This window comes from Flavobacterium chryseum, assembly GCF_004362015.1.
In the GTDB taxonomy this organism is placed as follows: domain Bacteria; phylum Bacteroidota; class Bacteroidia; order Flavobacteriales; family Flavobacteriaceae; genus Flavobacterium.
On sequence record NZ_SNWW01000002.1, the window covers coordinates 580,929 to 593,532 of the forward strand.

Annotated in this window: 10 protein-coding genes; 4 read left to right on the top strand and 6 right to left on the bottom strand. The window is 34.0% G+C overall.

The genetic code is table 11. From position 1 onward, the window contains the following. The first annotated feature begins 44 nt into the window (after positions 1 to 44). The 4 genes from kdsA to EV143_RS06295 all read left to right on the top strand — a co-directional run bounded on the left by kdsA (position 45) and on the right by EV143_RS06295 (position 3,203). The gene (kdsA, locus tag EV143_RS06280; RefSeq protein ID WP_133507114.1) at positions 45 to 863 is read left to right on the top strand and encodes a 3-deoxy-8-phosphooctulonate synthase; all 819 of its coding nucleotides are present in this window, start codon (positions 45 to 47) and stop codon (positions 861 to 863) included. A gap of 18 nt (positions 864 to 881) precedes the next feature. Next, positions 882 to 1,784, top strand: a complete 903-nt coding sequence (locus EV143_RS06285; protein WP_133507115.1) for a hypothetical protein — start codon at positions 882 to 884, stop codon at positions 1,782 to 1,784. Positions 1,785 to 1,949: 165 nt separating this feature from the next. Continuing rightward, positions 1,950 to 2,636 carry a YiiX family permuted papain-like enzyme gene (locus EV143_RS06290; protein WP_133507116.1) on the top strand — a complete coding sequence of 229 codons (687 nt, stop codon included), beginning with the start codon at positions 1,950 to 1,952 and terminating at the stop codon, positions 2,634 to 2,636. Positions 2,637 to 2,744: 108 nt separating this feature from the next. Beyond that, positions 2,745 to 3,203, top strand: a complete 459-nt coding sequence (locus EV143_RS06295) for a hypothetical protein (RefSeq protein WP_133507117.1) — start codon at positions 2,745 to 2,747, stop codon at positions 3,201 to 3,203. A gap of 65 nt (positions 3,204 to 3,268) precedes the next feature. Here the strand turns inward: EV143_RS06295 and EV143_RS06300 are convergent, their stop codons facing one another. The 6 genes from EV143_RS06300 to EV143_RS06325 form a co-directional block, all read right to left on the bottom strand. After that, positions 3,269 to 4,657, bottom strand: coding sequence for a M28 family peptidase (locus tag EV143_RS06300; protein WP_133507118.1), 1,389 nt, complete (start codon positions 4,655 to 4,657; stop codon positions 3,269 to 3,271). Positions 4,658 to 4,774: 117 nt separating this feature from the next. Continuing rightward, entirely contained in the window at positions 4,775 to 6,697 is a 1,923-nt protein-coding gene (locus tag EV143_RS06305) for a discoidin domain-containing protein (protein ID WP_133507119.1), read from the bottom strand. A gap of 115 nt (positions 6,698 to 6,812) precedes the next feature. Beyond that, entirely contained in the window at positions 6,813 to 9,113 is a 2,301-nt protein-coding gene (gene bglX / locus EV143_RS06310; RefSeq protein WP_133507120.1) for a beta-glucosidase BglX, read from the bottom strand. A 10-nt stretch (positions 9,114 to 9,123) separates the two neighbouring features. Beyond that, complete coding sequence (locus EV143_RS06315; protein WP_133507121.1) at positions 9,124 to 9,837, bottom strand: carboxylesterase family protein; 714 nt, start codon at positions 9,835 to 9,837, stop codon at positions 9,124 to 9,126. 11 nt (positions 9,838 to 9,848) lie between these two features. Further along, on the bottom strand, positions 9,849 to 11,222 hold the full coding sequence (locus EV143_RS06320) for a glucoamylase family protein (RefSeq protein ID WP_133507122.1): 1,374 nt from the start codon (positions 11,220 to 11,222) through the stop codon (positions 9,849 to 9,851). Between the two features lie 24 nt (positions 11,223 to 11,246). After that, positions 11,247 to 12,551: a fibronectin type III domain-containing protein gene (locus EV143_RS06325; protein ID WP_133507123.1), complete on the bottom strand. Its 1,305-nt coding sequence runs from the start codon at positions 12,549 to 12,551 to the stop codon at positions 11,247 to 11,249. Positions 12,552 to 12,604 lie beyond the last annotated feature (53 nt).

Sequence of the window (12,604 nt, forward strand, 5' to 3'; positions counted from 1 at the left end):
ATTCATAAATCATAACTACCTTTGCACTGTCAAAAAATCATATTATGAACATACAACATATTCCACAAATTAAGCATACTGATAGTGGGAATTTCTTTTTATTGGCGGGGCCTTGCGCCATTGAAGGAGAAGAAATGGCTCTCAGAATTGCTGAAAAATTAGTTGGTATTACCGACAAACTTCAGATTCCTTATGTATTTAAAGGATCATTTAAAAAAGCAAACCGTTCTAGAATTGATAGTTTTTCTGGAATTGGTGACGAAAAAGCATTAAAAATTTTAAGAAAAGTTTCAGAAACATTTCATGTTCCAACTGTAACAGATATTCATACCAATGAAGATGCTGATATGGCTGCACAATATGTTGATGTTTTACAAATTCCGGCTTTCTTAGTACGTCAGACAGATCTTGTTGTGGCTGCTGCTAATACCGGAAAAGTAGTAAACCTGAAAAAAGGACAATTTATGAGTCCGGAAAGCATGAAACACGCTGTACAAAAAGTGTTAGATTGTCATAATGAGAATGTTATGGTTACAGACCGTGGTTCTATGTTTGGTTACCAGGACATGATTGTTGATTTTAGAGGAATTCCTACTATGCAGCAATATGCTTCTACGGTTTTGGATGTTACACATTCATTACAACAACCTAACCAAACTGCTGGTGTTACGGGCGGAAGACCTGATATGATTGAAACTGTTGCTAAAGCGGGTATTGCTGTTGGTGTTGACGGTATTTTTATCGAAACGCACTTTGACCCTGCTAATGCGAAAAGTGATGGCGCCAACATGCTTCATTTAGACTATTTTGAAGGTTTAATGACCAAATTGGTTGCCATTAGAAAAACAGTTAATTCATTTTAAATTTTTAATATTATTTCATTGAAAACAAAAATTTTATTTTTCTTTTTAGTGTGTTTTTCTATGCACACATTTGCACAGGAAGAAATCGCAGTAGAAAGATACACAGCACATAATAAAGGGAAATTCTTCGTTTCCTGGGGAGGAAACAGAGATAGTTACAGTCAATCTGATGTGACTTTCAGAGGTAAAGATTACAATTTTACGGTTGATAATATGGTAGCTCATGATAAACCAAAAGGATGGCATCTTGATTACGTGAATCCGGCTAACATGACAATTCCGCAAACTAACTTTAGAATGGGATATTTCTTTAGCGACCACTACAGCGTTTCTATTGGTTGGGACCACATGAAGTATGTAATGAGCCAAAACCAGATAGCTAATGTTACTGGTAATATTAATTTACCTGCTGATCAGGCCGGGTCTATTTACAACGGAGTTTATAATAATACACCTGTAGATATGTCTCAAGGTGGTGCTCAGGAAGGTGGCTTTGAGAAAGGTGAAATTCAAAATGGTACTGCTTTTTTAATGTACGAACATACAGATGGTTTGAACTATATTAATACGGAAGTTTCAAGACATGACGATATTTCGAAATGGCTTGGTTTGCCAAATACAGATAAGATTCAGATTAACTTAACTGAAGGTTTAGGTGCCGGAGTTTTATATCCTAAAACTAATGCAACTGTATTAGGAAAGGATCGTCATGATGATTTTCACATTTCGGGTTACGGAGTATCTGCAAAAGCTGGAATTAACTTTACCTTTTTCAAGTATTTTTATCTACAAGGTGAACTAAAAACTGGTTATATCAATATGCAGGATATTAGAACTACACAAAGTAATGATGATAAAGCTTCGCAACATTTTACATTCGTTCAGAGAATTATTGCTGTTGGAGGAATTTTTAGAATCTAATTATTTCATAAAAAATATTTTTAAAAATAGCTGTCATTTATTTGGCAGCTATATTTTTTATGTTTTACTTTGCGATTCAAAGTTCTTTTAAATGTGTTAAAGTATTTAAAAAAGATAATTAGCCTAAAGTGTAATAATGTACTTTTAGCGTTTAAAAATACAAAGATGAAAAAACAAAAATATCTGTTTCTTGGAATTACGTTTCTGCTAAGTTTTGGTCTTGCATTGTTTGTCGCAATGTCTGTTTTTCCTAATAATCCATTTTCGAAAACAAAAGCAGCAAAGACTGAAAGCGCGATACAAAGTAAGCTTAAAAATGGAGATATTATTTTTCAAACCTCGCAATCTCCTCAATGTGAAGCGGTGCGAATTGCTACTAATTCAAAATTTTCGCATTGTGGAATAATCTATGATCTTGACGGAAAATGGTTTGTTTTTGAAGCTGTTCAGCCCGTAAAACTAACTCCGTTTGACGAATGGATTCAGCATGGAAAAGACAATAAATATGTTATAAAAAGATTAAAAAATGCCGATCAGGTTTTGACACCTGTCGTTGTACAAAAGATGCAAAATTACAGTCAGCAGTTTGATGGAAAAGAATATGATGCTTATTTTGAATGGACTGATAATAAAATTTATTGTTCTGAATTGGTTTGGAAAATCTATAAAAATGCGGCTGGAATTGAATTATGCAAACTAAAGGAATTGAAAGACTTTAATTTAAGTGATGAAAGAGTACAAAAAATACTAAAAGAAAGATACGGCAATGACATTCCGCTTGACGAAAAAGTAGTGGCTCCTTCTAACCTTGTTGATTCGGATTTATTAAAAACTATAATTGATAATTATTAAGCAATTTATAACAATAAAATCTTAAAGCTAATTCAAAACTTAATTAGCTTTTTTATTTACTATTTTACTTTGAATTTCAAAGAACTTTTAAAAAAAATAAAACAAAATATGAAAGACACTATTATCGAAAAAATGTATGAGCTGTCGCGCGCACCTTATCAAAAATATTTTAAGAAAAATGATCCGTGGCAAATTGATAAGACGAAATTACTGGATTATCCGGAAGGTTCTTTAGGACTTGGTTTAGGTAATTTTCTTTATAAAAATCATTTTGATATTCAGCCAAAATTGGAAGATCATGATATTATTCATGTTTTAACGAATACAGGAACTTCTGTATTAGAAGAAATCGGGATGCAGTATTATCTGCTGGGTAATGGAAAAAGAAGTTTGTATTTATACTTGGTAACATTATCAGGCACCATCTTTTATCCAACGAAAATTAATTACTTTTTTGGTGAATATAAAAAAGGAAAAACGGCACTTCCTTTTTATTATCTTGATTTTTCGAAAATGCTATTAATGCCTATTTCTTCTATTCAAAATACTTTTAAAATATTATCATGAAAACTAAAGAGCATAAAAAAAGCTACAAGTAAAACTTGTAGCTTTTAAAAATCTTTTTGTGAAAATTAGTTTGAAGCTGGAAGAACAATTCCGGTTTGGTCAATTAAATAAACCAAACTTGCCATTGTCGCGGCTCCAAGTTCTAACTCTCTTTTATTAATGGCATCAAATTTATCGTTTGCTGCATGGTGATAATCAAAGTAACGTTGAGAATCTGGTTTTAAACCTGCTTTTACGATCGCTTTAGACGTTAAATGATCAATATCTGACCCAGCGTGTCCAATTGTGAAACTGTGTATCAAATAAGGCTCAAAAAGGTCTTTGAAACCTTGTATTTTTTTGAAGTTCGTATCATCTGCCTGAACAGAAAACCCTCTTGGACTAAATCCGCCTGAATCACTTTCTAAAGCAAAAATATGATTTTCGTTCTTTTGCTTTGAAACTTCTTCGTACTTAGCACCACCTTTTCCGCCGTTTTCTTCGTTCATAAACAATACTGCACGAATGGTATTTTTTGGTTTGTAGTTTAAGTTTTTAAGTATACGAATTACTTCCATACTTTGCACTACTCCTGCTCCATCATCGTGAGAACCATCTGCTAAATCCCAAGAATCAAGGTGACCGCCTACAACCATAATATTTTCTGGAGTAACTGTTCCTGTTAATTCTCCAATTACATTGTATGACAATACATCCGGTAGTGTTTCGCATGATTGTTTGAAATAAAATTTCAAGGCCGGATTGCTTTTCAAAGTTGCACTTAATAACTCAGCTCCGTTTGTACTAATTGCCGCTGTTGGAATATATTTTTCCTTTGGTAAATCGCCATAACTCTGAGCGCCTGTATGAGGAAAATCATCTAAACGCAAATTCATAGAACGAACAATTGTTCCTACAGCTCCAAGTTTAGCCGCTTCTTTTGCTCCGGCAAATCTCTGATCTACACATGCTCCGTATGATATAAAGGTTTCAATATTTTCAGGGTTCATTGGTCTGTTAAAAAACACAATTTTTCCTTTTACTTTATCACCAAGTTCTGCTAATTCTTTAATTCCCTGAACTTCGATTACTTCTGCAGTAAGTCCGGTTTTTGCAGTTGCAACAGAACCACCTAAAGCACAAATTGGCACTACTGTTTTTGCTTTTCCGTCAAGAATGTAAGCGGTTTCTTTTTCGCCACGAACCCAATGCGGAACCATAACTTCCTGTAAGTACACTTTGTCAAGTCCTAAACTTTCTAATTGTGCTTTTGTATAATTTACAGCTAGTTGGGCATTTTGAGATCCTGATAAACGAGCTCCGATATCATTAGACAAATACTCTAACCAAGTATAGCATTTAGACTCTGTTAAAGCTTTTTTGTAAAATAATTTAATATTTTTTTCATCATTTGACTGTGCAAAAGATGTCAATCCGTTTAAAACTAAAACAGTTAAAAGAATCGTTTTTTTCATAGGTTATTCGCATTTTGGGTTAATTAATTCACTTGTTAATTGGCTTGACAAAGGAACAAAATTCTTTTGCAAATCAGGTGGATTTTAATAACCCATTTTCTAAAAAATAAAACAAATTTACTTTACTTCGTTAATCTTATTTTTTGTGCTGATACCATTTTCATTAAACGCCTCAATTGTAAAATAATACTTCGTTCCTTTGTCTAAACCTCTAAAATCATAAGAGCTTTCATCATAGACCATTATGGTGTTGTACAATTTATCAGGAGAAATTCCATAATAAATGTTATATCCAATGGCATCGGTTTGCTTTTTCCAGGTAATCATTGCACTACGGGAGTCGGCTGCATTTCTTTTCACTTTAAAATCAGAAACCGGTTTTGGTTTTACGGATAAGCCGTTTCCAAAAACCCTGAAATCTGATATGGCAAATAAGCCCGAAGCATTATGAATATTTTCCATTTTAATGTAGCGCGCTTCAATTGGTTTTGATAATTCTACATAATCGTGTGGAACGTCTTTATCATTCTGAGATTTATCGATAACTAATTTCCAATTTACAGCATCATCAGACATGAATATTTTGTACTGATAATAAATATCCATTGCCTTATTGTATTGTGTCGCTTTATGATCGGCATAATTTATTTGCAAAGCGTTTATTTGCATTTTTCTTCCCAAATCAAGCTGCAACCATTCACCGGGGTTACTGGTTTTTGCAGACCAATACGTTTGAATATTTTCATCAGTTAAATTTGCAGCTCCGTAACAGAATTTCTCATAAACTTTTTTACCGCCATTATCTACTCTGTGTGTCTCAACTTCCATACAATCTTCAGAAGAGGAAACTGTTACCGGTTTTTTATACGAAAGCAGCATCCAGCCCGATGAAGCGCCATTTTCATGATTGCGCAGTTCTGTCGGAAGTTTTATTGGAAAATCTCCGTAAGAGGTATTCGAATACATTATATCATCTTTATCAAAACCTGCAGGAAACATATCGATACGACGTTCAAAACGATCTTTTATCGAGATTTTGCAAGTTCCGGTATTCCAGTAATTGCCGTAATTATCAGCAAAAGTATTTCCGTGCCCTGCTCCAATTACAAATCCGCCTGGCTTGTATGACATCGGATTGTGTTTTTGATAAACGAATGGCCCTAACGGATTATCTCCAACATGTACTCCGTTTGCATAACCTTTAAACTCCGTTGCAGGAGCACCATATTGCATATAATATTTTCCGTTGTGTTTTGTCATCCAGGCACCTTCTATGAAATTTCCCCAAGGTGCTGGTTCCATATCATTATTTGGACCAAAACGTTCCCAGCCGTGAGCTGCAGGATCAAGACCAACAACCGCTTTTGCCTGACCATAAGGTTTTTGAATATCTTCGACTTCGGTTGCAGCATAAAGCTTTGCATAATCGGCCTGATTCCCTTTTGGCAACCAGGTTTTGTAATCAACTTCAACACCTACAAGTGGCAATTTTCCGCTTGAACCGTAGTACATGTATACTTTTTTATCGTCATCCTGAAAAATAGCAGGATCCCAAGTTGGCAACATTGCTTTATCAACATGTCTTAACCATTTACCTGATTTTGGATCAGCAGTTTTCCAAACCGGATGATCTTTTTGCCAGGTAGAACCAACGTAAAATAAGGTATCGTTTACAACCCACGCAGCAGGCGCACATTGATCGTCGTCCCCAGGTTTTCTTTGAAAACTTCCGTAAACAAATTTCCAGTCAGACATATCTTTACTCCAAAAGAAACCAGCCTGATTGGTTGCAAATAAATAATATTCGCCTTTAAAAGTAATAATTACAGGATCTGCACTTGAACGACGCGATTCTGGAATTCCGTTATGATTAAATGTTGTATAATTATATCCGATATTAATTGGATTACAATAAGTTGACGCAGGTTTATTAGGATCAAACCATTCTGTTTTTCCTGGAATAGGTGAATTTTGTGCTGATGTAGTGATTGGAAATCCAATCAAAATCAGTAAAAGCGGAATTAAAAATATCTTTTTCATCTGTATTAATTTAAACACTAATTTTATATGTAAATTCTTATTTAATAAATTATTAAATCTATAAAAAAGCCCTTCGTATAACCAGTACGAAGGGCATTACTAATTAACAAACCAATTATTTAGTTAACTCAAAACTAACTTTCTTATCGGCATTTGAATTTCCTCCAACGAAAACATCAAACTGTCCAGGTTCTGCTACGAATTGTAAATCAGAATTATAAAATTTTAAATCTTCAACCGTGATATCAAAAGTCACCGTTTGTTTTTCACCTTTTTTAAGTGTTATTTTTTGGAAGTTTTTCAGTTCTCTAACTGGTCTTGTTACTGAACCAACTAAATCTCTGATGTATAACTGAACGGTTTCTTTTCCGTCATAATTTCCTGTATTGGCAACATCAACTGTTACTTTTAATTTTCCGCTGAAATTCATTTTATCAGATGAAATTTTTACGTTTGAATACTCAAATGTGGTATAACTTAAACCAAAACCAAATGGAAATAATGGCTCGTTTCTTTCGTCAATATAATTTGATCTGAATTTTTCGAATTTTCCTTCTGTATTAGAAAGTGGTCTTCCTGTGTTTTTATGTGCATAATAAATTGGCAACTGACCAACGCTTCTTGGAAAAGTTGTTGTCAATTTTCCTGATGGGTTAACATCTCCAAATAAAACATCAGCTATAGCATAACCTGCTTCTGTACCTGCAAACCAAACGTTTAAGATTGCCGGAACTGATTTCTCTTCATCAGTTAAAACTAGCGGACGTCCGTCGAATAAAACTAAAACAACTGGCTTTCCAGTTTTTAGTAATGCATTCAATAAATCTTTTTGTGCTTGTGGAATTTCTAAATTTGTTCTACTGCTGGACTCTCCGCTCATTTCTGCGGATTCTCCTAAAGCCGCCACAATAACGTCTGATTGATTGGCTACTTTTAAGGCTTCTGCCAATAATTCTTCTTTAGAACGAGCATCACGGTGCAATGTTTTTCCAAACATTGTCGCGTTAGTTTCAAAAGTTTCATCATAATCTAAGTTACTTCCTTTAGCATATAACACTTTCGTGGAAGTTCCTGCAACTTCTTTAATTCCTGCCAATAATGAAATAGCATTTTCCATTTTTGTCGCTACGCTCCAGGTTCCCGGCATATTTTCTTTAGCATCTGCCAACGGTCCGATAAGTGCAATAGTTCCTGATTTTTTAAGCGGTAATGCCTGATTTTGATTTTTTAATAAAACCAATGATTGTGCTGCAATCTGACGTGCTTCTTTTCTGCTGCTTGCGGTAAAGATTTCCGTTTTTGCTCTGTTTTCATTACAATATTTATACGGATCCTGGAACAATCCTAAATCGTATTTTGCTTCTAAAATAAGTTTAACAGCATTATCAATTTGAGCAATCGTTACTCTTTTTTCTTCTAAAGATTTCTTTAAAGTTGTCAAAAAACCTTCTCCAACCATATCCATTTCAACACCTGCGTTTAATGATAAAGCAGACACGTCTTGCAAATTACCCATTCCGTGTTCTATCATCTCAGGAATTCCAGTAAAATCTGTAACTACAAAACCTTTAAAACCCCATTTTTTTCTTAAAACATCAGTCATTAACCATCTGTTTCCGGTTGCAGGAATTCCATCAATTTCATTGAAAGAAGCCATAACTGAACCTACTCCGGCATCAACCGCTGCTTTGTATGGCGGAAAATAATCGTTGAACATTCTGATATGACTCATATCAACTGTATTGTAATCACGTCCTCCTTCTGGTGCACCGTATAAAGCAAAATGTTTTACACACGCCAAAATAGAGTTGTTTTTGGAAAGATCATGTTGTTGGTATCCGTTTACCATTGCTTTTGCAATCTGGCTTCCTAAGTACGGATCTTCACCTGAACCTTCAGAAACTCTTCCCCAACGAGGATCACGAGAAATATCAACCATTGGCGAAAATGTCCAGTTGATTCCGTCAGCACTTGCTTCCTGAGCTGCAATTTGAGCACTTCTTTCAATCAAATTCATATCCCACGTACATGACAGACCAAGTGGAATTGGAAATGTTGTTTCGTAACCATGAATTACATCCATACCAAAAAGCAACGGAATTTTTAAACGGCTTTTTTCAACAGCGATCTTTTGTACTTCTTTAATTTTTTGTACTGATTTTATATTGAATAGACCTCCTACTTTGCCTTCAGCAATATTTTTTGCAACATTCGAACTATTAGCTTGTCCTGTAGTAATATCGCCAGAAGTTGGTAAATTTAGCTGTCCTAATTTTTCATCTAATGTCATTTTAGAAATTAATTCAGCTACAAACTCTGATTTCGGCTTAATTGTTACTGCATTCTTAGTGTTCTTTTTCTGGGCGTAACCCAAAACAGCACATCCTAAAAAAAGTAAGACTAATTTGTTTTTCATTCTATCGTTTTTATTTGTTTGTATTCTTTTTAACCTGTTTCAACATCCAGTTGTAAATTTCCGGATTATCATAAACTCTTGTCCAACTGTCGTGACCTGCATCATCAAAAATGGTGAGTTGAACATCTGGTGCATTGCACTTTTTTAACTCTTTGTAAATGGTTATGGCATAATCTACCTTTACCACATCATCTAATAATCCGTGAAAAATCCTAGTTGGAATATTTGCAATCTTACATGCGCTTTCTAACTCAATTAAATCAACAAAACCAGAAATTGGTACAATTGCCGCAAATTTTTCAGGATATGAAAGTGCTAAATTCCATGCTGCCCAGCCTCCCGAACTTAATCCTGTAACATATATTCTTTCAGGATCAATTTTGTTCTCTTTTTGAATTTTTAAAATCAATTCATAAATAGATTCTATGTTCCAATTTTCATCTTCTTTGCATTGTGGTGCAACAACATAAGCATCTAATTCATGTGTTTTTAAATACTTTAAAGGTCCATGAATTTTTACTTTTTCGAGATCTGTTCCCTTTTCTCCATCACCTGAAATAAAAACGATTAATGGCTTTTTATCTTTTGTATTTGCTGGTTTGTGCAAAACGTAGCCTAATTCATAATTGGTTACCACAACTGTTTTTATTTTTCCATTTGTTTCTTTTTGTGCAAAACCTAATACAGAAAATAAGAGCACTAATACTGCTAATTTGTACTTCATATTAAATTATCTTAAATCCCATATTTTCCAGATTTGAAACCAAGTTTTGTTAAACCTTGTTTTACTTCCGGGGCATTCATAAATAATTTCCATAATAAACCAGTTCTGTAATTTTCAATCATTACTACTTCCGGGCCCTGATCAATTGCTAAATAACGTTTTGCAACCCAATTATTATTCCCTAAGCTTAGTGCATCGTAAAAACCAGCATTTCCCCAAGTTTGTTCTTTATGATTTTCATATAGATTTCTTATGAATGCCATTGATTCTTTTGGCATATATACAATTGAACTAATTGCTGCTGTTGGAGAGATTACTTCCTGATCGTTACTTGGCATATGGGCATTATATCCTATTGATCCGTCAGAATTTCTTGAATATGAAGCACTTAATCCCCAATAATCAGGTCCATAACCTTTTACTTTCTTTGGATTTTCAACGCAATATTCATAATTGATTTTAGTCTGATTTACATTCAAATCCCAATAGTTAGCATATTTATCGCTCAATTGATTTGGATCTAAGCCAACATACGAATAATGCGCCCAGAATAAAGGTCCACCAAATTCTGCAGCACCATTATGTTTTAAAACCAATGGAACATTATATTTTTTATCTGATGAAACAATGTCACCATTTCTGGCCCAGCCTTCGTGATATGCTTTTGCATCAATTGAATGCGTTGGCGAAGATGCTGCCATTACATAGGTAATTAAACATTCGTTATAGCCTTGCAGTGGAAAATTCATTTGCCAGTCGTAAGTTGGTGACCAGTGCCAATACAGTACATTTTTATTGTTTGTAAACCAATTCCACTCTACACCTTTCCAAAGTGCATCATATTTTTGCGCTACGGCTTTCTCTTTTTCAGAGCCTTCTTTTAGATATTCGCGAACAGTAATCATCCCTGCAACCAAAAATGACGTTTCGACTAAATCTCCACCATTATCCTTGGTTCCAAAAGGTTTTACTTTTCCGGTATTTCCGTCTATCCAGTGTGACCATGCTCCGTGAAAACGATCGGCTTTGCCTAAAAAATCAGCAATTTTGTTTAATCTTTCAACTCCTTGTTCTTTAGAAATATATCCTTGAGACATTCCGGAAACAATCGCCATTAATCCAAAACCTGAACCACCTGTTGTTACGATGTTTGCATCATTTTCAGGATAAATTCCATCCGGATGGTAGCGTTCTCTGGCTAATCCTGAATTTGGTTCTGCATAATCCCAAAAATATTTAAAGGTTTGTTTTTGAACAGTTTCTAAAAGTTGTTCGTCTGTTAATGCAACAGTTGTAGCATTTTCTTCCTTTTCTTCTTTTGGTTTATCATTTGAACCACAACTAAAAAAAGTAAAAGCTAATAATAAAACTGAAATTCTAACCATTATTTATTTTTTAAAATTAATTATTTACCAAGCAAAATTTGCAGACCATTGGCTAAAATCACTCCAAGTACCATTTTGTGATTTAGATCTTACTCTAAATTTTATTCTCCAAGGTTGTAAATCTTTATTGACATACATATTGTAAGCTACATGAGAAGACTCCATTGTTTGAAAACTTCCGTTTACAGGACTAGCAGGGTTTGAAGCATAATTTAAAATCATATATTCAACCTCGTGTAGAATTGTATTATTATCTGATTTCCATTGAAAATTAGCTGTTCCACATACACCTCCAGATGTGCTACAAGCACTATTAACTATCAAATCAGAAGGAGGATATACAAAATCAGTGTTTTTTAAAGCTGACAGTTGACATGAATTAGAAACATTTTTTATAAAAGTTAAATCCTCTTTACCTGCAATTTTTATTACTGCTTTGATAGTGAATGGAACTGTTGATGCTCTGCTTATCACAAGATCATTTCCTGTACCAGGTCTCGCTAAAACAGCGTAAGATGGCTCAACTGTCCAATTTATTGAATTATAATATTTAGGCATATAAAAAATGGCATATCTTTGTGTATAACCACTGGTTGCTGTTGAACAAAATTTATCACTTCCATCTAATGACGGCGGTGTTGCTGACTCTGTATATACTTCTGCAAGTTCCCAATTATTGGATACATAAGGAGGAAAATCTAATGACTCTGAATAAGGTTCTGCTCTAATCCAAAATTGATATAATGAATTGGGTAATAAATCTGGTATCGTTTTAGTAGTTTCTGTTGAAGTAGTTCGTCCATAAGTGACTGGTGTTCCTGTTTTTCTATACTCCAGAGTATAAGATAATGCACCTGGCACCTTGCTCCATTTTACAATAATTTTATTGTCATATGAAACAAAATTTATATTAGTTGTTTTTGCTAGACCTGTCTCTTGAGTGGCTCCTTTTTTATAATTAACTGTTATACTGATCATTTTAGAATCCTCTTGCGAACAACTAGAATTTGTTGAAAACTTATATGTAAATGAATGATCTAGAGGAGTAGCTTTTCTAAACTTAAACGTTATTTCAGATTGTTGCCCCGGTAGTAAATAAGTACCATTACTAAAATTAACACCTGTTAATCCATTGTCAAAGACGCAATAAGTGGGATTTATTAATACTGAGGTCGAAGAACTTCCTGTGCATGAAGCCATAACTTTTACTAATACTTCTTGACCAGACTCAGCTGTAACAGTCTGTGAAAGATTAGAGTAGGTCACCACATTTTGAGATAAAATAATTTCTGTCGAAAACAACAAAAAAAATAAAATTACTATTTTCATACTTTTCATAATTTGATTTATAGAAATACATAATATACATCACTTCCTTCAGA